Raw genomic sequence first — 22,725 nt, 5'->3', positions numbered from 1 at the left:
GCCGAAGCCGTGGTGACGACGGTGGGCCAGCCGCCTGCCCTCGTGGCCTATATCGTTGCGGATACGGCAGGCAGCCTCATCGGCAAACTGGAGGCGAAAACCACCCGTTCAGGCGCAGGCGGGTTGCACGACGCCGGAAGGAACATCGACCTGCCTTCTCCGGAGAGCCTGATCCACGAGGCGATTGCCCGGCAAAGCCATCGCCGGTTTTTGCCGGCTCCGGCGGAACTTCCGAAAATCGGGCATCTTCTGGCCAGCATACGGGCCTTCGAGATGCCGGGAACACCGCTGAAAAAGGCGCTCTACCCGTCCGCCGGCGGTATTTACCCTGTCCAGACCTATATTCTGGTCCGTGAAGGCCGGATCGAGGGGCTGTCTGCCGGCTGGTATCGCCATCATCCCGCAGAGCATCGGCTGGAATTCCTGAAGGATGTTTCGCAGGAACAGATCGACGCGATTGCGGGCAAGAGCGACGATATTGTCGGGCAATGCGCCTTCCTCGTGGTTTTCACCGGCCGCAAGGCGGCAATGGCGCGCAGCTACGGGGAGAAATCCCGCGACTTCTGCCTTCTGGAAGCCGGCCATATGGCCCAAGTCATGATGCTGCACGCCCCCCGTCTCGATATCGGCCTATGTGCAGCCGGTGGCGCTGATCTTTCCGCCATGGCCTCGGCACTGGCAACCGAAGCGGAGGAAGAGCCGCTTTACGTTCTCGCCGGCGGGACTATCGATCCCGCATGGAGTACGCAGTGGCAGGCATCCGCGCAAATGCGGGGTGAAACCCTCTCGGAGCGGCTGCGTGCATTTCTTGCCGCGAAACTTCCCGCCTACATGGTCCCGCGCGAATTCGTGATCATGGATCGACTGCCTCTCAGCGCCAACGGCAAGGTTGACCGAAAGGCCCTGCCCGCACCGGGCACAAGGGCGCGAAACGCCGTTGCCCCGGCTACGGCCAGCGAGGCCGCATTACTGGCGATCTGGCACGAGCTCCTGGCCAATGACAACGCCGGCGTGGAGGACAATTTCTTCGAAGCGGGCGGCGATTCACTGACGATCATGCAGCTGCTGTCGCGCATAAGGCAGGAATTTTCGGTTCACCTGACGCTCGCGCAGCTCTTTGGCGTCACCACCGTCAAGGCCCAATCCGAATTGCTCGGCTCACTTTCACCTTCCGTATCGGACGCAGTGGAAACCGGTATTTCCCCAGTCGTTGCGGGTGCCTCCGTCAACGACCTTTCCGAGAGCGACGTGGATCGAATGCTGGAGCAGCTGCTCTCCAGCCAAAAGGACTGATAAACGTGAACAGAATGGATATTTCCAGGCTGACGCCGGATGAAAAGCGCCAGCTTCTGCAACGCCTGATGGCCGGACAGCAGGCATCCGAAAAAAGGAATTTCCGCCTCAGCCACGCCCAGGAGCGCATCTGGTTTGTGGAGCAGATGCAGCCCGGGACGGGTGCCTATTCCATACCCGTGGCCGTCCGGCTGAAAGGCCCTCTCGACCGCGACAGGCTGAAGACCTGTTTCGATATCGTCGTCCAGCGCCATGAAAGCCTGCGAACCGTTTTCGAGGTTCTGGACGGGGAACCGTTCCAGACCATCGCCACCCGATCAACGGCGGACTTCAGTTTTCAGGATCTCGGCAATGACGAGCCTGCGCAAGACGCCGCCATCGGCCATTTTGCGCGTCAGCCCTTCGCGCTGGCGCAGGGTCCGCTGTTTCGCGTCCGCCTGTTCGCCGTCGCGCCTGACGAACATATCCTCGTGATGGTGATCCATCATATCATTTCCGACTACGCCTCGTTGCAGATCCTCATCGACGAGGTCTACAGGCTTTACAGCGCGGCCGGATCCCCGTCCCCCGCACAGCTGCCCGCACTGGATATCCAGTATCGCGATTATGCCGAATGGCAGCGCAATGGAACGGCGGAACTCTCAGGCCAGCTCGGCTACTGGCGTGAGCGGCTTCGCGACGCTCCGCTGCTTCTTCAGCTCCCATTCGACTTTCCCCGTCCGGTCACGCAGGCCTTTCACGGCGCCCGGCACAAATTCCACCTTGGGCCCGCGCTGTCCGCCGCCATCAAGGATCTGGCAAGAAGCCGGAAACTGACCACCTTCATGGTGCTGCTGGCGGCATATCAGATCCTGCTCGCCCGTCTCTCGCGATCGGACGACATCTGCATCGGCACGACGGCATCGAACCGCAACAGGGCAGAGACCCGCAATCTCATCGGGCTTTTCGTCAACAATCTTGTCATGCGAACCCGCCTGCAGCCCGACGACACGTTCGACATGGTCCTTTCAAGGGTGCGCGACACGACTCTGGACGCCCTCTCCAATCAGGATGTTCCCTTTGAGCAGGTGGTGGATACGCTGAACGTCGAGCGCGACATCGGCCACAACGCGCTGTTCCAGTCGACCTTCGTCCTTCACAACGCTTCCGGCGCCGCTTTCGACCTCGGTGACATCAAGGTCACGCCGGTGGCGCTGGATTCAGGCGCATCGCGTTTCGACCTCAGCCTCGACATGCATGAGGGACGGGGAACAGAAGGGTTCAGTGGAATTTTCGAGTTCAATACGGAACTCTTCCTGCCCGAAACTGTGGCCCGCTTCTCCGCCTATTTCACGAGACTGCTTGGCGGCCTGGTATCGGATCCCGGCGGGCGCATCGCCGAAATGGACCTGTTGGACGAGGTGGAACATGCCGCCATGGCAGCTGCAAACCAAACCGCCACCGCCTTTCCATCGAAAGACGTCGCATCGCTGCTGGAAGACACGGCACAGGCGCGCGGCCCGTTTGCGGCTCTGCGCTGCGGAACCCGCGAATTTTCCCATAGCGACCTGAATGATGCCGCCAACCGGGTGGCATCCGGTTTGCGTGATCATATCGGCAACGGGAAATCTCATCCCCGCATTGCCATCTGCCTGCCGCGTTCCGAAAATCTCGTCATCGCCATTCTCGCGGTGCTGAAGCTCGGCGGCCATTATGTGCCTCTCGACCCCGGACATCCGGCGGAACGGCGCGCACTCATTCTCGAGGACTGCCGTCCCGACATCATCCTCGTCAGCGAAGCTGACGATGACCGCGCGGCACATGAATGCGATTATCTGGCGATTGAACCCTTGCTGGGTAAAGCCGGCTCCTTCGGCAATCCGCTTCGTGAGGTATCGCCGGATGATCTGGCCTATATCATCTACACCTCCGGTTCGACGGGCCGGCCGAAAGGTGTACCGATCAGGCAGAAAAGTCTGGTCAATCTTCTCACCAGCATGGCGAGACGTCCGGGCATGTCCGCCGAGGATCGCTTCCTCGCCGTCACGACACCTGCCTTTGACATCGCCACCCTCGAGCTGATGATGCCGCTCATGGTTGGCGGTCTGCTGATTGTGGCCGAAGCCGATGACGTCTATGACGACATGGCGCTCGCAGAGCTTATCCGGAAACACGGCGCGACGATGATGCAGGCGACACCTGCGACATGGCGGCTGATGGCCGATGCCGACTGGCAGGCTCCGGCGGGTTTCAGAATGCTGTGCGGCGGCGAGGCTCTCGAACCCGCCCTTGCCCGCCGTCTGCTGGCGACCGGTGGCGAATTGTGGAACCTTTACGGCCCGACCGAGACGACCATATGGTCGACCTGCACGCGTATTGACCCCGAACATCTGGATCTTCCCGCCCTGCCGATCGGCGAACCGATCGCCAATACGCAGCTTTATCTGCTCGATGATGCACTGATGCCCGTGCCGGCGGGCGTCGTCGGAGAGCTTTATATCGGCGGCGACGGTCTGAGCCCCGGCTATTTCAATCGCGACGATCTGACCTCACGCGCATTCGTGGAAAGGTCGGCCGGACGTTCGAACGGAAGCCCTGATACATCGAGGCTCTACCGAACAGGAGACCTCATGCGGCGCTCCGCCGCCGGGCATCTCCTCTATGTCGGCCGCGCGGATTTTCAGGTCAAGCTTCGCGGCTTCCGCATCGAACTCAGCGAGATCGAGGCAATCCTCGCCGCACAGCCGTCCGTCGAACAGGCTGTCGTTGCCCTTTGGCAGGACGGCGAAGGGTCGGGCCATCTCGTCGCCTATTGCCGCCGCGCGGCAGGCCACGTGGATGAGGATCAAATCCGTGCAGCACTCGCTTCGCAGCTTCCTTCCTACATGCTTCCCTCCGCTTATGTATGGATGGACAGTTTTCCATTGAACGCCAATGGAAAGATCGATCGCAAGCGGCTTGAACGCCCGAAAAACGTATCATCCTCAGTCGCTTATTCCGCACCGCAGGACGGCACCGAGCAGATTGTCGCCTTCCTTTGGTGTGAACTGCTTGGCGCTCCGAGGGTGGGGCGTGACGATAATTTCTTCACGGTCGGCGGCCATTCCCTTTTGGCAACCCGCATGCTTGCGCGCCTGCGGGCATCTTTCGCCATCGAAATACCCCTGCACACCATTTTCGAGAAACCGAAACTCGCCGAATTTGCGGGCGCGATCGACGCTCTGGTCTCCACGGCGGGACTGAGGACGGATATGGATTTATCCGGACTGTCAAAACGGCAAAGGACCGGGCGGACGCCGCTTTCCTACGCACAGAACAGACAATGGGCCCTGGCGCAGCTTGAGCCGGACAGCCCTCTTTACAATATTCCATTTGCCCTGAAGATAAGCGGGCCGCTCGATTTCGAAATTCTGTCGCACGCACTCACACTGACAGCGCAAAGACAGGAAATCCTGCGCAGCCGGTTCGTCTCGGTCGATGGCAAGCCCTTTGTCGAGACCGACGCAGAGATCATGTTCAGGATCGTGCCGGAAGAGATCGGTGACAGGGAACTTGAGGCCGCCCTGCTCGATTGCGCGCGCCGGCCATTTGATCTTGCCGTCGCACCCATGCTCCGCATTCACGCTTTGCGCACCGGCCCGCAGGACCATGTTCTGCTTTTCATATTGCACCACATCATCGGCGATGCCCTTTCGGCGGAAATTCTCCTGAATGAGGTTGCCACGTTCTACGCCTCACTTTTGAAGGGTGTGGCACCGGCAGGCGAGACGCTGCCGCTGCAATATGCGGATTTTGCACTCTGGCAACGGGAACAGGATACGCAGGATCAGGTTGATTACTGGTGCAGGACACTTGCCGGCGCTCCCCCTCTGCTGGAGTTGCCCACGGATTTCGTGCGGCCCGCCATACAGGGCTTTTCCGGCGACAGCGTCCGTTTTTCGCTCGAAGCGGGTTTGTTCGCAAAATTGCGCAAGCTCTGCGACCAGCAGGGCGCAACCCTTTTTATGGGAATGCTGACGGCGTTCTCGACGCTGCTTCAGCGCGCCAGCGGCATGCGCGATATCGTCATGGGCACACCGGTATCCGAGCGCTTCCACCCCGATCTGGAAAAGGTCATCGGGATGTTCGCCAATACACTGGCGATCCGGTTGCAGACGCAGGGCGGCGAAAGCTTCAACGATGCGCTCAGGGCCACCCGCGAGACGGCATTGAGTGCTTTCGCAAATCAGGCCGCGCCCTTCGAGAAGGTGGTCGATGCGCTCTCGCTTCCGCGATCGTGGAGCCACAACCCGCTGTTTCAAGCCATGCTGGTCTCCACCGTCGAAACCCGACGTGAGACAATCCCGCTTGCCGGGATGGAATGGGAAAGGCTGGTGCTTCCCGACACGTCATCACGCGTGGACCTGACGCTGTTCATCCACGAAACGGCCGGGGAACTTTTATGCCGCCTCGAATATCGCAGCGATCTTTTCCGCCGGGCCACCATGGAATCGCTCGGCGATGCGCTGGTCGCCCTGCTTGAAAGAATTGTCGAACACCCTGACATGCCACGCGACCGGTTGCCTATGCTGCCCGAGAGCCAGCGGAGAAGGCTGCGGCACTGGAACGGGACGGACGCGGCATTCGAACCGCAGCGGCACTGCCTGCACGACTTCGTCAAAGCGAGCGTCGAAGCCAGTCCGCAGGCGATAGCCGTTACAGATCAGGAACGCAGCCTGTCCTATGCCGAACTCGACCGGAAAGCTGACCGGCTCGCAAACGGGCTGGCCGCGTCCGGCATCGGAAGGGGAAAACGGGTCGGTATCCGCCTCGAGCGGAGCGTGGAACTGGTGGCCGCCATACTCGCCGTTCTTCGCACCGGTGCGGCCTATGTGCCGCTGGACCCGCGTTACCCCAAGGACCGGATAGAATTCATCGCCGCGGACGCCGATCTGGCACTCATCCTGGTCACGAGCGATGATGATATTTCGGCTGCCGGACAGGCCTTCCGATGCATGACGCCCGGCATGGTGGAGAATCTCGCAGACGGGGCCGTTCCAGCATCGGGAACGTCCGGGTCCGATCTCGCTTATATCATCTACACCTCCGGTTCGACCGGCAGGCCGAAGGGCGTGGCCATCGAACATCACAACGCCGTCGCTTTCGTGCAATGGTGCCTGCACAGCTTCACGCGCGACCAGCTGTCCGGGGTGCTGGCCTCCACGTCGATCTGCTTTGATCTTTCGATCTTCGAGATATTTGCGACGCTTGCGGCAGGCGGGCGCATCTTCATGGTGGACGATCTCTTCGCCTTCCCGAACGCGCCATTCGCGGACGACGTAACGCTCGTGAACACGGTTCCGACGCCAATGTCCGAACTGCTGAAACTTGGGCCCCTGCCGCAAGCCGTAAAAACTGTGTGCCTGGCGGGAGAGCCGCTTCCGCGTGAACTTGTCGGGCGGATTTACGCCAACGACCATGTCGAAAACCTCTATAACCTTTACGGCCCCTCCGAAGACACGACCTATTCCACGGTGGCGCCTGTACTGAAATCGGGAGAATGGTTCGGGATCGGCGTGCCGATTGCCAATACACGCGCCTATGTGCTCGACGGCGAGTTGAACGAGGTTCCCGTTGGCGTGCCCGGCGAACTGTTCCTGTCCGGCAGCGGGTTGGCGCGCGGTTACTGGAACCGGCCGGGCCAGACGGCCGAGCGTTTTCTACCCAATCCCTTTGCGGAGCACAGTGAGCACCGCGTCATGTATCGGACCGGCGATATCGTCCGCAGGCGTGATGATGGCGGTCTGGATTACATGGGACGCGGCGACCGACAGTTGAAGCTGAACGGTTTTCGCATCGAACCGGGCGAGATAGAAGCCACTTTGCTTCAGCAGGAAGGGGTGCATGAGGCCGTTGCCGGGCTCTGGTACGACGCCTCCAATCATCCGCGCCTGGCAATGTGGATTGCCGGCGACCCCGAACTGGAGATCACCGGACTTGTCACAACGCTCAGGCAGCGCCTGCCCGAGCATTTCGTTCCCGTCCTTGCAAGGAAACTCGATGCCCTTCCGCGCCTGCCGAACGGCAAGCTGGACAGGTCCGCCCTGCCGGATCCCGCAGCCTATGGCGAACGTTCCCACGAAACCGCTCGCCCGCGAACCGGGCAGGAGGAAATGCTGGCGGGGATATGGCAGGGCCTGCTGGGCTGCGAGGACATTCGGCCAAACGACAATTTCTTCTCGCTCGGCGGCGATTCCATCCTTGCCATCCAGCTGGTGTCGCAGGCCCGCCAGAAGGGCTTGAGAATGACCCCGCGCGACGTGTTCCTGTATCCCACGCTGGCATCGCTTGCCGAAGCGACGGGCGCCGAAAGCGCCGCGACGGCCGAGACGGGTCACAGCCATGATGACGGCACGCTGGGAGCGATACAGCACTGGCTGCTGGAGCAGGATCTACCCGATCTCGCCCATTGGAATCAGGGGCTGATCCTGAAGCCCACCCGCACCGTCGATCCCGACCGGCTCGAAAAAGCGATTTCCCAGGCGCTCGGTGAACATCCATCGCTTCGCGCCAGATTTTTGCGCGAAAATGGAGAATGGCGACAGGAGTTCGCGCCGCTGTCAGCCATGCAGCCCATGCAGCGGTTTGCCGCCGCAGATGAAAATGATGTCACGGATCTTGCCAAAAAACTTCATGCTGGCTTCGATCTTGGCGCCAGGCCTCTCTTCGGCGCAATCCTGGCGACATTGCCAGATGGATCCGGGCGTCTGATCCTCGCGGCCCACCACCTCATCGTCGACGGCGTATCGTGGCGAATGATCGTTGCGGATATCGAGCGCCACTATCTGGAAACCGGCGCCGCTCGCTCCGGCATAGCCACCGCAGGCGAATGGCACAGCCGGCTTTCCCGATTAGAGCTTTTCGACGATGAGCAGGAATATTGGCACGGCATCTGCGACGAAGATGTGCAGCCCCTGCCCCTCGACTACAAAAACGGCGGCAATAACGTATCAGATGCGGTGACTTACCGGCAGACGATCGATGCCAGGACAACGAAAGAACTGCTTCGGGACGTGCCGGAAGGCTTCAGCGTAACCTCGAACGAAGTTCTCGTTGCAGCTCTTTATCTGGCGCTGCGACAGTGGAGCGGCCAACCGCGCCTGCGCATCGACATGGAAAGCCACGGCAGACCGCATCTGTTCAAGGATTTCGACATTTCCGAAACCGTGGGATGGCTGACCGCGCTTTATCCCGTCTTGTTCGACACGCCGGCGGAGACCACCCCCGACCGGCTGCTCCTTGACGTCAAGGACACGTTGCGGCGAATTCCCAATAATGGCGTGGGCTTCGGCGTTCTGAAATATCTTCGCGGGAAGGGTGAGCATCTGGACTGCGGGAAACCGCAGGTCCGCTTCAACTATCTCGGCCAGATGGACGCCATGTTCGGGGCCGAGAGCCTGTTTGCTCCCTCAGGCATAGCCTCCGGCCCGATGCACGGGCCGCGCAACCCGCGCGATGCGATCCTCGAGATCAATGCCATGGTCGTGCGCGGCGAATTGCAACTGCAATGGGTCCATGGCGCGCAGCTGCATCGCGAAGACACCATCAGGACGCTGGCCGGCCATTTCCGGGAAAATCTTGAAATCTTGATCCGGCATTGCCTGACGGGTTCCGGCGCGGGTTTCAGCCCAACTGATTTCCCGCTCATGGACCTCGGCCAGGACGAACTCGACAATCTGCTAAAGAGCTTGTGACACCATGGACAATCGCCCCTCTGAAAGCCGCCGCCCGGCCATCGAAAACATCTATCCGCTGTCACCGATGCAGGAAGGATTGCTGTTCCACTCCATCGCCACGCCTGACGAGGGCGTTTACGTTCCCCAGATCGTCCTGCATCTGAAGGGCGCCGTCGATGCGCGGATCATGCATGATTGCTGGCGCGAGATTGTGTCGCGGCATGCGGTTCTGCGCACCACGTTTCACTGGGAAGAAAGAGACGAACCCTTTCAGGTGGTTCACGGCGATGCCGGCCTCGCCTGGTCGCAGCTGGATTGGTCGGGCATCGATGCCGACGAGCAGCAAAGACACCTCGGCACACTTCTGTCCGACAACCGGCGACAGGCTTTCGATCTGAAAAAGGCTCCGCTGATACGCCTGCAATGGATCGACTGCGGCGGGGAAAATTCGCGCCTCGTTCTTCAGTATCATCATATCATTCTCGATGGATGGTCGGCCGGCCGCCTCGTCGAGGATGCCTTCAGGACCTATCAGAGGCGGTGCGGCTCTTCCCGCCCCGCTCTGGCCGCGCCGCGGCCCTATGTGGATTATATCGCCTGGCTGAAAAGCAGGAAGCGTGAGGCGACGCGGGAATTCTGGACGGATTACACCGCCGGGATCGCCGGGCCGTGCAGAATTACACACGCCGCCGCCGGCGAGGCCGACTTTTCCAGTCGTCACCTCACATGCGATCCCGTGGTTTCGGCGCAAGCCGCAAAACTGTGCAGGGACATGGGCATTACGTCCAACACCCTGTTGCAGGGCGCCCTTGCCATCACCATCGCCCGCAAGACCGGCGGCAGGCATGTCGTCTTCGGCGCGACGACGGCGGGGCGACCTCCGGAACTGCCGTGCGTGGAAAATATGGTCGGCCTGTTCATCAACACGCTACCGGTCTGCGTCGAGGTTGAACAGGGCGACCTTGCCCAATGGCTGCAAAAACTGCAGAAACGCCAGTCCGCCTGTGCGGAGCATGACTATCTTCCGTTACGGGAGATACAGGCCGGGCGGGGCGATCTCTTCGACTGCCTCCTGGTCTTTGAAAACTACCCCGTCCCACGGGATGTATCGTCGGACGCGACATTCGCCGTCGCCGGCGTCGAGGTCGATGAATGGACCCACTATCCGCTCACCCTGTTTGCCGTTGCCGACGCGGCCAAGATTTCGATTGCCGCCCGATACGATAGACGGAGCATGACCGAGCGGGAGATTGAAGCATTTCTGAAAGAGCTTGAAGCCGCAATCGGCGAGATGGCCGGCGGCGCGGCGCGAATTCCGGATATATCCGATGCGGATATCACTGCGGCCGCTGCCGATACGCCTATGCCACTCGAGGCAGCGGAAACGCACCATGATCTCCCCATCTCCACCCCTTCTCCGATAACGGCCTGGACACCGACGGAAGAGGCGATGGCCCGGATCTGGGCAGAGGTTCTGAAAGTCGAGGTGCGGCGCAATACGGATCATTTCTTCGACCTTGGCGGTCACTCGCTTCTGGCTGCGAGGGTCGTCAACCGGGCGCGGAGAGAATTTGCCATCAACTTTCCCGTAAAGGTCCTGTTCGACCGCCCGGTCCTTGCGGCGTTTTCGGCATTCATCGATGCGCTGAAAGCAACGGCCGCCCCCGTCGGCGAACACAATGCGATTGAAATATGAGACATTGAAATATGAGACAAGGAGCCCCGATGACAGTTCGCCCCAGGTTGATTTGCCTTCCGCCAGCCGGCGCCGGCCCAAGCCTGTTCCGGTCATGGGTCCATTCCGAGAGCATCTTCGACGTCTTCCCCGTCCCCCTGCCTGGCCGCGAAGCCCATTTCACCAAGCCGCTGCCGCGCGATATAGAAAGCCTTGCCGACCATGTCGCAGGCGAAATCTCCGGTCTGCTGCAGGCGCCCTATGCCCTGTTCGGCTATTCCATGGGCGCGGTGGTGGCATATGAGCTGCTCCGGAACCTCTCCATCCGGCGCCTGCCGCTTCCCCACGCATTCTACATCCTCGGCTCGAACGCGCCCGACCGTGTCCTTGAAGGACGTGAACCCATTCACATCATGTCGAGCGAAGATTTCCACCAGTCGCTGGTGGAGATCGGCGGAACGCCGGAGGCAATATTGCGCGACAGGGAGGCGATGGCCCTGTTCGAGCCGGTTCTCCGCAATGATTTTCGCATTTGCGAGACTTATGAATTTACGCCCCCGCACGCCCCGGTTGCCCTTCCGGTGCATGTATTCGTGGCCGATGCCGACCATCTCGTCAGCTGGAGCGCGGCGCATGCCTGGGAAAGCTGTATCGGGTCGAACGTCACCATGCATCGGATCGAAGGCTCGCATATGCTCCCGCCGCAGGCCTTCGCCGGCTTTATTGGCAAACTGGGCCAGCTGTGGCAAACCGATGCGATGCAGACTATGGCTGTTCGATGAGAGAGGCGTGAGCCGGATTTGATATGCGAATCTGACGGATGCGGCGGACAATGAGATATCAGGAGGCCGCCGGCGTGCCCACCACCGACGATATTCTGACGGAAGCGACCGCTCTCCAGCAATCCATGTGGCCCGAGGTGCCCTGCAGCGCCGGCCCGATGCTTCCCGGCTGGATAACCGCCGCCGGGCTGTTTTCCAGCCCGGAGGAACTCGAAGAGTTCCTCGACTATGAGGGATCGTTCAATCCCGGCGTCGATCTCAAAAGTCGCGCGGCCTTCTTGATGAGCGATTATTGCTACATCTTCTTCATGGCGACCGTTCCGTTGCTGGTTGGCCGCGGCCTGGTGCCGGATCTGTCGCCCGACGCCGTCTCATTGCAGTTCTACACCTATCATGGCGAGCATGATGGAGAGCCGATGACGGTGCGGCGCGCCCGCGTCAGGCTGCTTTCGCCGCAAATATTTACGGATCGGCATGCAGGGCCATTTTCGATAGTCACAGACCACGCGGCGTTGTGCGAAAGGTTCCGCATGGGCGTCGAGCGGCATTTCGAGCCGCTGGTCGAAGCATTGGCAAAACGGACGGGCTTTTCGAAAAACGCGCAATGGCGGCTGATTGGCGACGGAATAGCCGGCAGGTTTCTCGATGTCGGAAGACGATTCGGCTGTCTGCCCGAAGCGATAGCCTCGGCAATCGCGATCGTCAAAGCGCAGGGATCGCCGCTGAACAACCGCCAGCTGGGCTACTTTGACCTCACCCTGCACGACAGCACATTGAAGGAACCATTCACCTACACGTTCCGCGCGCGGGGCGGATGCTGCCGGTACTATACCGTCGAGGGAGCGGAAAAATGTGCGACCTGTGTGCTGAAGTCAAATGAAGAACGTGATGCCATTCTGCTTCAGGAAATGCGCACCCGTATCTGCCTAAAATAAAATGTTTATTTTCCATAAATTTTTTTCGACTTGAGAGTCCCATTACGCCTCCTTTGATCGTCTTCAGCATGAGCGGACGGTTGTTGCCGTCATATTGTTCTGAAACGTGCGTATTGAGCGCACGGGCGCGGGGGCTTCAATGGAATGCAAGGGAATGAACGGCAGAGCGGTTCGAACCGGTCTGGCGGGTTGGGTAGCAATGCTGCTTACAACTTCGGTGTCGGCGCTGGCCTTATATGTGCCTGCCGCAGCGCAGAGCGAAGGCCAGACACGCAGCGCGCCGCGACAGATTTCGATTGCCGCCGGCCCCCTTACCAGCGCGCTCAATCAGCTTGCCACGCAAACCGGCCTGCAGATTCTCTTTGACGGGTCTGTCGCCAACGGCAAGACGTCGCGGGGCGCCAGCGGTAACCTCACGCCTTCCCAGGCGCTTGACGCAGTGCTTGCAGGAACCGGCGTCCAGTCGCGGTTTGCCGGCCAGAACCAGATCGCCCTCAGCCTTGCGGCGGCGCCTGCAGGCGCCGCAGCCGTCGGTGCCGATGGCGCGACCCAGCTGCAGGCCATCACGATTTACGGTTCACGCAACGCCACGACGCTTGCCAGCACCTCCTCGAGCATCGGCATCGTCACCGCGGACCAGATCGCCGACAGCCAGATACGGAGTTTTCGCGATAGCTTCCGCCGCATGGCAAACGTCATGGATGGCGACTGGGCCGATGCCGGCTTCATCATTCGTGGTGTCAGTTCCGAGGGCCTTGTCCCCGGTGGCGCGCCTCTTGCCACGCTCTACATCGACGGCGTTCAGCAGACGGTTCGCGGCGCGCGCCGTGGGGCACGCGGATTGTTCGACGTCGAACAGGTCGAGGTATATCGCGGCCCGCAGTCCACCCTGTCGGGGCGCGCTGCCATGGCTGGTGCAATCTATATAAAGACCAAGGATCCCACCTTCGAAAAGGAGGCGGAACTCTCGACCACGATCGCCACCGGCAATCTCTACGGCACCGGCTTCATGTTCAATACGCCGCTGATGGACGATCAGCTCGCCATTCGTATTTCCGGTGAGGTTCAGCGAAGCAAGAACGACATCAATTACCCGACCTTCGTGGGTTACGAGAACTACAACGAGTTCACGCACGATTTTTATTACCAGGTTCGCGGCAAGGTCCTGTTTGAACCGGCGGAAATGCCGGAGACGCGCGCCCTTCTCAGCTACTCGTTTTCACATGACAACCCCGCTGTTCGCGACATCGGCGGTCCCGCAGGCTCCATTCCCTTCAGTTTCGACCAGAAACGCGGCGATTATCTGCTGCCAGCCTACATAGAATATCGCCCGACCGACGTGCATAATGTCGGACTGGAGGTTACCCATGATTTTTCAGACGAGCTAAAGCTGACTTCACTTTCGGCCTTCAGCTATTCCGACGCCGATCGTCTTTCGGTCAATTATGGAACCCCGGGCGAAATCAACACCTATCATGGCTACTACAAGGAATGGATCGCCTCCCAGGAGCTGCGTCTCAATTATGAAGGCGACAAATGGGACTGGGTCGGCGGCGTCTATTTCGCCTATGAAGACGAAAAGAACTTCTACGATCGCACCATTCCGCTGAGTGCCACCGTCAACCGCAACCAGGTGCAGCACAATACGCAGAAATCGTTCAATGCCGCCATTTTCGGAGAGGCGACATACGAGTTCGTCCCGACATGGAAAATTACCCTCGGCGGCCGGCTGGACTATACGGATCAGGACATAACCCAACATCTGGTGCGGACCCAGCCGCTTGGCGGCAGGACAACCGTTTTGACGGACTATGCCGCATCCTTCAACGAGGTCAATTTCGTACCGAAAATCGGCCTTTCGAAAGAGCTGACGGACACACAGACGGTCGGCATTACCTATTCCCAGGGTTTCCGGACCGGCGGCGCGAGCTACGATTCGTATCGGCGGACGGCCTATAACTACGAACCCGAAACGGCATCGACCTACGAGATTTTCTACAAAGGCTCGTTTATGGATGACCGGCTGACCGTGAATTCAAACGTGTTCCTCACCAAATATTCGGACCAGCAGGTTTTGATGCAGCTCGACCCGACGGATCTGCTCAGCCGACGCATCATCAACGCCGCGTCGTCGGAAGCATGGGGCTTCGAGTTCGAGCCGTCGTTCAAGGTAACTGACAACCTCGAAACCTTCGCATCGCTCGGCTATGTCCATACCGAGTTCAAGAACTTCAACGATCTGACCTATGGCAATCTGTCCGGCTTGCCATTCCCGGAAGCGCCGGAGTGGTCGCTGGGTCTTGGCGCTCGCTACACGTTTGACAACGGCGTCTATGTCGGCGCAGACGCCAAATATACCTCGAGCTACCTGGCCCGTCTGGGCAGCCTGCCGCACGATTATCTCGACAGCCGCTGGATCGTGAACCTGCAGGCGGGCTACAAGACCGAAAGGTGGGAAATCAACGCCTTCGCTCAGAACCTTCTGGATGAGGAATATTTCGTCTACAACGACAACGATATTGCCGCCACGCTCGGGGAGCGCCGCAGCGTCGGTCTCAACCTCAAAGTCAAGTTCTGATCCGTTGCCTGCGCGGCTTTCAAGCCGCGCAGTTTCCGTTTCTGGAGTCACCAATGATCCTGCGATCGTTTTTCATATTGCTGATCGGACTTTTCGCGTCGGGCGCTTCGGCGCAGTGTCCTGGCCGGTCGTTCACATCCGGATTGTATGGTGCACCCGTCTGCGTGCCGGATACGCCCCGCAGGATCGTCGTGCTCGATCCCTTCTATAATCTGGGAATGGCGCTGGAACTGGGACTGCCGCTGGTTGGCGCGCCGCTTATGTCCGTTCAGGACCACGAACTGAGGGAAAAAGCCGATGGAGCGATGGTTTCCGATATTGGCGAAGCCCGGCAGCCCAGTCTGGAACGCATCGTGGCGTTGAAACCGGACCTGATTATCGGCGATGCGGCCCTGCACAGCCAGTCCTACGAGAACTTCAAAAAAATTGCGCCGACCGCACTCATCGCCGCGAAGGACTGGAAGGAACATTTCAAAACGCTGGCCCTCCTTTCCGGAAAAAGCGAAGAGGCGGCGCGCATGCTCGCCAGCTATGAAAGCCGTGTTTCCGCGATCAGGAGCAAAACAGGATCCCGGACGATGTCGGTACTGCGGGTGACACCCACCGGATTTCACGTCTATCTCGACGGCCCGGCCGCCTATGCGCCCTATGTGGTTCTTCGCGATGCAGGCGTAAAGCGGAGCGCTTATGAAACGACCGAGGACAACACGGTGTTCAAGCGGCCCGAATGGGAAGACCTCACCCTTCTCGACGGTGAAATCCTTCTTTACGTCGTGTCCGGCAAATATGAAGCGGCCCTCGACGATGCACTTGCCGCCCGCACCACCAGCAACCCCTTCTGGCAGATGATGCCCGCCGTCGCCTCCGGAAACGCCCACCGGGTCAAGCGCGAAACATGGATGAGCTTCAACGGCATAGGCTCCGCGAACCGGGTTCTCGACGACATCGAAAAATATCTGCCGGGCACGCCGTGACGTCGTTTTGCGGACTTCGACAGGCGGAAAGGCCGATCAATTCTCGCCGGGTAAAATTTTCCCGCGCGGCCCTGCTCCTCCTCGCAATCGGCGGCCTGATGGTTTGCGCCATCGTGGCGATGATGGCCGGTCCAAACCCCATTTCACCGTCGACGGTCCTCGCCGCAATCTTCCGGTTTGACGGCTCGCGCGATCATCTGGTCGTGACATTGCTGCGCTTGCCGCGCATCGCGGCTGCGATGATTGCGGGAGCGGGCCTGGCCGTTTCGGGCACCATCATGCAGGCGGTAACGAGAAATCCCCTGGCTTCGCCGGGTCTCCTGGGCATCAATGCCGGCGCAGCTTTCGCGGTCGTCGCCAGCCTGACGATTATTGGCGTTTCGGATGGTAACGTGCTGGTCTGGTATGCCTTTGCCGGTGCGGCATTTGCGGCCTTTTGCGTTTTCTTCATCGGTTCGGTCGGCCGCGTCGGCGCAACACCGCTGGTGATGGTGCTGGCCGGTGCGGTGGTCGCAACATTCCTCACCTCGCTGACAACGGCAATTCTGATCTTCGACCAGACGACGCTCGATGCCGTGCGCCTGTGGACCGTCGGTTCCCTGAGCGGGCGGACGATGGATCAGGTCTTTGCCGTCATGCCATATTCGCTTGCGGGGCTGATGGGATCGCTTGTTCTCGCCCGTCATCTCACGACCCTGAGCCTGGGCACCGATGTCGCCACGGCGCTTGGCCAGAACCCGGCTCTCTGGCGCGGCCTGTCGGTCGTGATCGTCATTCTCCTTTCGGGAAGCGCGGTCGCGCTTGTCGGGCCGGTCGGCTTCGTCGGCCTCGTCGTGCCGCATATCGTTCGCCTCGCCATCAGCGTGGATTACCGCTGGATCGTTCCTTTCAGCGCCGTCATCGGCGCGATCATGGTCGTCGTTGCCGACCTCGCCGGACGGATGATGTTCGCCAACCAGAGTTTCCCCGTCGGCGTCACGATGGCATTGATCGGGGCACCATTTTTCCTCTGGCTGGCGCGCTATCGCACGGGGACGGACAAGCCGTGACGCGAGCCATAACCGTCCTGATCATTCTGAACCTCCTGGCCGTGGTTGCCGCGATGATGTGGGGAGACCAGTCGATCGCCTGGCGCGACGTTGCCGATGCGGTTGCCGGCGGGGCATCGCCCGATCTGCAGATGATCGTCATCGAATTCCGGCTCTCGAGAGCGATACTGGCCCTGCTTGCCGGCATAGGCCTTGCCGTTGCCGGGACGATCTCGCAGACCGTCATGCGCAACCCCCTGGCGGAGCCCGGCGTCTTGGGCATCAATGCCGGCGCAGCGCTCGCCGCAAGCGTGGTTATCATCGTTTTTGCCGATGTTTCACCGACCGTTCTGCCCTGGGCGGGCTTTGCGGGCGCAGTCACCATGGCGGCCGCCGTCTATTTCCTGTCCTGGAAACGCGGAACATCCTCTCTCCGGATCATCCTTGTCGGCATAGGCCTGAGCGCCCTGGCTGGCGCAGGAACCAGCTTTCTGACCGCATTCGGCAATGTCGGGGATGTTCAGCGCGCCATGGTCTGGCTTTCGGGCAGCGTCTACGGGGCGGACTGGTCCAGGGTTCAAAGCCTTCTGATCTGGCTCGCCGCCCCGCTTGCCTTGAGCTGGTTCTGCTGCCGTCAACTGGACCTCATCCGTTTCGGCGACGACGTGGCGACGGGCCTTGGACAAAAGGTCAATCTCGTGCGCGCATTCCTGATCGTGCTCTGCACGCTGATATCGGGAGCCACCGTTGCCGCAGTGGGTCTGGTGAGCTTTGTCGGCCTGATCGCCCCGCACATCGCGAAGAGGATCGTGGGCCCCGCCCATCGCTCCCTCATTCCCGTCGCCGGCCTGACAGGCAGTCTTTTATTGTTGATCGCCGATATTGTCGGCCGCACGGTCATCGCACCGGCGCAACTGCCCGCCGGTATCGTCACGGCGCTGCTCGGCGCTCCGTTTTTTGCCTATCTTCTGAAGGGTCGCAGGCATGTCTGAACCTTATCGCCTCGCGACGCGCGATCTTTCCCTTGGATATAACGGTTCCGTCATCGTCGAAGACCTGAACCTGAAAATTCCATCCGGGCGCTTCACCGTTCTCGTCGGGAAAAACGGATGCGGCAAATCCACTATATTGCGCGCGCTCGCCGGCCTTCTGGCCCCGATGAAAGGGGAAATATTTCTCGACGGCACGCCAACAAGGAAAATGCCCTCGCGAGACCGTGCGAAGCAGATCGGCGTCCTTACACAGGGGCCCCAGGCCCCGGAAGGATTGTCGGTCGCGGAACTCGTCCGTCAGGGGCGTTATCCCCATCGCAGGCTTTTCGAGCGGTGGTCCAGACACGATGAGGACGCCTGCGCCCATGCTCTCGATCTGACCGACATGACATCGCTCGCCGGCCGTCAGGTGGAAGCGCTGTCCGGCGGCCAGCGGCAACGCGCATGGATCGCCATGGCGCTCGCCCAGGAAACGGACATTCTTCTCCTCGATGAACCAACAACTTTCCTCGATCTCGCTCACCAGATCGAGATACTGGATCTGATAAGACAACTTGTTCACGACGGTCGCACCATCGTCGCCGTCCTCCACGATCTCAATCAGGCCGCCCGTTACGCCGATGAGGTCGTGCTCATCAAGGACGGCAAGATATTCGACGCGGGTACGGCAAGCGCCGTCATCACGGACAGAAATGTCCTCGATGTCTTCGGTGTGAACGCCGTGATCATGCCGGACCCGCTTTCGGGAACACCGATGTGTGTTCCCGTGCCTTCACGGGGCTGAGCGGCGCAAGACCTGTGGCTGCCTCGCAACATTCGTCAGGTTTTTCGTAAGGGCCGATCCCGTCTCCGGCGGCTCCCCGCATTCGCCCGCTGACCAAAAGATGTAATGAATCCAGATATAAACATGATAAAAACTGTCCGCTTTTGGCGGGCGGTGGATTTTTTAACGGCCGCTACCTTAAATCATTGCACTTGCATCGCTTTTTCCCCGCCACTAGAAATTCGTCACCGGCATGGATAGGTGAAAACGCCTTCATTTGTCGCACATTGCAGATTACGGAGCACCAGGAAAGCAATGCGGATGTCGATGGCAAGCCTCAATGAAAATGACGGAACCGACCTGCTGAACCGGGCGATCGTCGAGCATTACGGCGACATCATCAAGGCGGTCGGAGGGCGCAGCCGCTCGGACGGGGCCGCGCGTGAAATCGTGCACGATCTCTACGTAAAACTCGCATTGCAGCCCGATGCCCTGTCCGGCAAACGATCGATAAAAGCATTCCTGTGCCGCGCCGCTTCCAACATGCGGATCGACCGGATCAGGCGGGAGCAATTCGAGTCCAGGCTTTTTTCCGGCACGGATGAAGATGCAAGGGCGGTGTCGGCGACCGACAGCCCGCCCGACCAGGGACTGGCCATCGAGGCGCGGCTGACGATCCTCAAGCAGGCCATCGCCGACCTGCCCGAAAAGCGGCGGACGGCGTTCGTGTTGCACAGGCTGCATCATCTTTCCCCGGACCAGATTGCCGCGAAACTGAAAATTTCACGTAATATGGTCGACCGGCACCTCCGGCGCGCGCTCAGTCATTGCCTCGACCGCCTTTTTGAAATGGAGTAAACGTCCCAATCGACACAACTCATTCGTCTACACATGGGAGAGCAGAATTGGAGCGTTCCGTGCAAGGTAGACGTCTGACGCGCGATCAGCGCAAGCGAAACAGGGATGCAGCCGACTGGGTCTTTCGCAACCGCGACCCCGGACAGTCGGAAACGGAAAGGGCGGAGTTCCGTCGCTGGATGGAGCTCGACCCGGAAAACTGTCGGGCCTACACGGCTGCGAAACGCATTCTCGGCGAAGCCAGAACTGCGATCCGCTCCGATGCCGGGCTTCGCGACATGCCCGTTGCGCCCCCGCCGCGACGGCGCGGCGCGGTCATCCCGTCGATCGTGGCGATCATTGCCGCCGGAACTCTGTTCGTTGCCCTGGACGGTCCCATGCGCCTCCATGCGGATGTCATGTCCGACACCGGTGAAATGCCTGAAGTGACACTGGAAGATGGTTCCCGGGTGCAATTGAACGCATCGTCTGCGATCGCGCTTGATTTCAGCAGCGGCCAAAGGATCGTTCGGCTCTTGCGCGGCCAGGCATTTTTTCAGGTGAGCCCGGATGAGAAGCGCCCCTTCTCCGTCCGCACTGATGATACCGTGGTCACGGCCCTCGGTACGGCCTTCGACGTTCGCCGAAGCGATGACGATACGCGCATCGCCGTTGCCGAACATTCGGTGAAGGTGGAATTCAAGGCGCAGCAAAGCGCGCCCGTCAGACTGACGGAAGGGGAAGAAATCCTCCACTCAAACGTCACGGGAGAATATACCGTCCGGAAAACGGATGCCGATACGGCTCTCGCCTGGCGCCGAGGCCAGCTCACCGTGGACAATGTTCCCCTGTCCTATGTGGTCGAGGAAATCCAGCGGCACTTCAACGGCCGCATCGTCATCGGAAACGAGGCAACTGCACGACGTGTCGTCAGCGGCACCCTCTTCGTTACCGATACGGAGGGTGCGCTGAATTTCCTGCGCACCGCCCTCAACATCAAGACATATAAGCTTGGCCCCGTCATCGTCGTTACGTCCTGATCGGCTTCGGCACGACGTGCCGGCGTCACCGCCTATTGCAGTAGCGCCCGGACATCCTGCCCGTTGATCCGGCATTCCACGGATCGCAGCGGACTTTCCTCCTCCACCACCCGGCATTCGACATATCTGCCGCGCAGACGGTTCTCCAGCGCCTTGAAGGCATTGAGGCCGCAGGCATAACGGCGACCATCGGCACCGGTGCAGACGCGGTTGCGGTCGACCTCCTCCACGCCGGCGAGGCGGAATTCCTGCCCCTTGAAGGTGAAGCGGTTGCTGGAGACGACACGCAGGCGCTGATCCGCATGCATTTTCAGCGGGTACAGATCGGGCGGTGTCGGAATGCGCTCATAATTCTGCCGACGAGGATCGACCCGCACCGGCGCAGTCGTCCACAACAGTTCCGTGTTGGCCGCCAGACCTGCCGGCGCAGAGGTCGCCTCGCCATTGACAAGCGAAGCGATGCGAATGCCGGCTATGCCGAGGCCTGTGGCCAGGACGATCTGAAACAGCAAAATTGCGATCTGCCGGACCATGTCACCGCAACATCAAAACAATGAACGAAATAAAATCGGTCGGCCGCCTCATTAAAAAGAGGTGCGGCCGCGTATCACATCAATAAAACCTTGGCCGCGCTGACATCGCGCACCGTGCCCATGGCCATCATCGGAATCCGGTCGCTGTCCAGGATCACCCTTCCGGTTGTCCGCAGCCAGCGAAAACCACCGCATTCAAGCTGGATGCGGTATTCCTGATCATAAAACACGCCATTTGTCAGCGAATTATAAACCGCCTTGGCGACACGCGCCCGCGCGCCGCTTTCAATCCGCTCAATGAAATCTTCGACCGGAATGCCGCAGGCGGCTTTTTCCGGGGAAACGTCACGCAGGCGGGCGGCCACGGCATCGAGATAAATCAGATTTTGCCCGATGTTCCAGGTAAAATACCCCACAAGTGTCTCTTCGAGAGATATGTTCTCCAATGTCGGCCTTCTACAATCTGAAATTCTTGTGGCGGGTCTCTAACATATCAGACGATAGACGGCTAACCACAAGAATTCATCCTTTTGTCTGATAGGACCCGTTTTCGTGGGACAGATCTATCGACAGCCCTTTTTGGCCGCCATGTTGGCGAACCAACCTTCCTGTGCCAAAGAAGGTTGATCCTGAAGCCAGTGACCAGAGGAGCCGCCGTGACCATCGGGCTTGCCCATGCCGAACTCATCGCCGTCGTCACCGCCATCACCACGGACGAGCCCCGCGTCATGACCGTTCGTGAAGGCGCTGCCCTTCCGTCGGGTCCCTTCGAATTCGGGCACAGAACGCTTCAAAGCGGGCTGCGGGAATGGATTCACGAACAGACGCATCACCCCGTCGGTTATCTCGAACAACTCTATACTTTTGCCGATCGCGACCGCAACAACGAGATTTTGGGCGGCAGAACCATTTCCATCGGCTATCTCGGGCTGGTGCGCGAGCAGGAGGCCCTGGTTGATAAACGCCCCCTCTGGCACGGCTGGTATGAATATTTCCCCTGGGAGGACCATCGGCAGGGACGCCCCGAGGTTCTCGACAGCATCATCGACAGGCTGCGCGCGTGGGCCGATTCCGACCCCGCCTGCCGGGACCAGCGTCATCTCCGCGCCGATTTCACCTTCGGGCTGGATGGCGGCGGCTGGAATGAGGAGCTGACCCTGCAGCGTTATGAGTTGCTCTATGAGGCCGGGCTGGTCGAGGAAGCGCAGGGCGAACCGCGGATCAATTTCGGCAGGCCGATGTTTGCCGACCACCGCCGCATCCTTGCGACCGGCATTGCCCGGCTCCGGGCTAAGATCAAATATCGACCGGTGGTGTTCGAACTGATGGCTGACAGCTTTACCCTCCTGCAATTGCAGCGCGCCATCGAGGCGCTGGCAGGGCTGACCTTGCACAAGCAGAATTTCCGCCGACTGATCGAACAGCAGCAACTGGTGGAAGAAACCGGCGACATGGCGACTGAAACCGGCGGCCGCCCGGCGAAGCTTTTCCGCTTCCGCCAGACCGTTCTCGATGAACGCGCCCTTTCCGGAACGAAACTGCCCCTCTCCCGCAATTGACATATACTCACAATGAGAATATGTCTTTGCCCTAGATATACT

General features: G+C 60.2%; 15 protein-coding genes. 13 read left to right on the top strand and 2 right to left on the bottom strand.

What is annotated here, in order from left to right:
- Nucleotides 1–9: 9 nt before the first annotated feature.
- From O3S81_RS26630 to O3S81_RS16920, 12 genes are all read left to right on the top strand, one after another.
- Entirely contained in the window at nucleotides 10–1,293 is a 1,284-nt protein-coding gene (locus O3S81_RS26630; protein ID WP_442864941.1) for a SagB family peptide dehydrogenase, read from the top strand.
- Nucleotides 1,294–1,307: 14 nt separating this feature from the next.
- Nucleotides 1,308–9,005: a non-ribosomal peptide synthetase gene (locus tag O3S81_RS16970; RefSeq protein ID WP_269344998.1), complete on the top strand. Its 7,698-nt coding sequence runs from the start codon at nucleotides 1,308–1,310 to the stop codon at nucleotides 9,003–9,005.
- A gap of 4 nt (nucleotides 9,006–9,009) precedes the next feature.
- Entirely contained in the window at nucleotides 9,010–10,683 is a 1,674-nt protein-coding gene (locus O3S81_RS16965; protein ID WP_269344997.1) for a condensation domain-containing protein, read from the top strand.
- Between the two features lie 29 nt (nucleotides 10,684–10,712).
- Nucleotides 10,713–11,444: a thioesterase II family protein gene (locus O3S81_RS16960; protein ID WP_269344995.1), complete on the top strand. Its 732-nt coding sequence runs from the start codon at nucleotides 10,713–10,715 to the stop codon at nucleotides 11,442–11,444.
- 74 nt (nucleotides 11,445–11,518) lie between these two features.
- Complete coding sequence (locus tag O3S81_RS16955; RefSeq protein WP_269344994.1) at nucleotides 11,519–12,379, top strand: ferric iron reductase; 861 nt, start codon at nucleotides 11,519–11,521, stop codon at nucleotides 12,377–12,379.
- A 154-nt stretch (nucleotides 12,380–12,533) separates the two neighbouring features.
- Nucleotides 12,534–14,957 carry a TonB-dependent receptor domain-containing protein gene (locus tag O3S81_RS16950; protein WP_269344993.1) on the top strand — a complete coding sequence of 808 codons (2,424 nt, stop codon included), beginning with the start codon at nucleotides 12,534–12,536 and terminating at the stop codon, nucleotides 14,955–14,957.
- A gap of 53 nt (nucleotides 14,958–15,010) precedes the next feature.
- Nucleotides 15,011–15,931, top strand: coding sequence for an iron-siderophore ABC transporter substrate-binding protein (locus O3S81_RS16945; protein ID WP_269344991.1), 921 nt, complete (start codon nucleotides 15,011–15,013; stop codon nucleotides 15,929–15,931).
- 98 nt (nucleotides 15,932–16,029) lie between these two features.
- The gene (locus O3S81_RS16940; protein WP_442864937.1) at nucleotides 16,030–16,980 is read left to right on the top strand and encodes a FecCD family ABC transporter permease; all 951 of its coding nucleotides are present in this window, start codon (nucleotides 16,030–16,032) and stop codon (nucleotides 16,978–16,980) included.
- Entirely contained in the window at nucleotides 16,977–17,951 is a 975-nt protein-coding gene (locus O3S81_RS16935; RefSeq protein ID WP_269344987.1) for a FecCD family ABC transporter permease, read from the top strand. Before O3S81_RS16940 ends, O3S81_RS16935 begins: the two co-directional genes overlap by 4 nt.
- Complete coding sequence (locus O3S81_RS16930; RefSeq protein WP_269344985.1) at nucleotides 17,944–18,735, top strand: ABC transporter ATP-binding protein; 792 nt, start codon at nucleotides 17,944–17,946, stop codon at nucleotides 18,733–18,735. Before O3S81_RS16935 ends, O3S81_RS16930 begins: the two co-directional genes overlap by 8 nt.
- A gap of 294 nt (nucleotides 18,736–19,029) precedes the next feature.
- Nucleotides 19,030–19,572 carry an RNA polymerase sigma factor gene (locus O3S81_RS16925; protein ID WP_269344983.1) on the top strand — a complete coding sequence of 181 codons (543 nt, stop codon included), beginning with the start codon at nucleotides 19,030–19,032 and terminating at the stop codon, nucleotides 19,570–19,572.
- A 59-nt stretch (nucleotides 19,573–19,631) separates the two neighbouring features.
- Nucleotides 19,632–20,591, top strand: coding sequence for a FecR family protein (locus tag O3S81_RS16920; RefSeq protein ID WP_269344981.1), 960 nt, complete (start codon nucleotides 19,632–19,634; stop codon nucleotides 20,589–20,591).
- A gap of 32 nt (nucleotides 20,592–20,623) precedes the next feature.
- On the opposite strand, the gene O3S81_RS16915 is transcribed toward O3S81_RS16920, so the two are convergent.
- Nucleotides 20,624–21,124 carry a thermonuclease family protein gene (locus tag O3S81_RS16915; RefSeq protein WP_269344980.1) on the bottom strand — a complete coding sequence of 167 codons (501 nt, stop codon included), beginning with the start codon at nucleotides 21,122–21,124 and terminating at the stop codon, nucleotides 20,624–20,626.
- A 74-nt stretch (nucleotides 21,125–21,198) separates the two neighbouring features.
- A complete protein-coding gene (locus O3S81_RS16910; RefSeq protein WP_269344978.1) occupies nucleotides 21,199–21,570 on the bottom strand; it encodes a PAS domain-containing protein in 372 nt (123 codons plus the stop codon).
- Between the two features lie 210 nt (nucleotides 21,571–21,780).
- Here O3S81_RS16910 and O3S81_RS16905 point away from each other — a divergent pair, with 210 nt between their 5' ends.
- Nucleotides 21,781–22,683, top strand: coding sequence for an NUDIX hydrolase (locus O3S81_RS16905; protein ID WP_269344976.1), 903 nt, complete (start codon nucleotides 21,781–21,783; stop codon nucleotides 22,681–22,683).
- The last annotated feature ends 42 nt before the right edge of the window (nucleotides 22,684–22,725 follow it).

It is taken from the genome of Agrobacterium sp. SOY23 (genome assembly GCF_027212525.1).
Lineage (GTDB): Bacteria > Pseudomonadota > Alphaproteobacteria > Rhizobiales > Rhizobiaceae > Agrobacterium > Agrobacterium tumefaciens_I.
The sequence above is the reverse complement of the archived record's forward strand: the minus strand, read 5'-3'. Positions and strand labels throughout refer to the sequence as shown.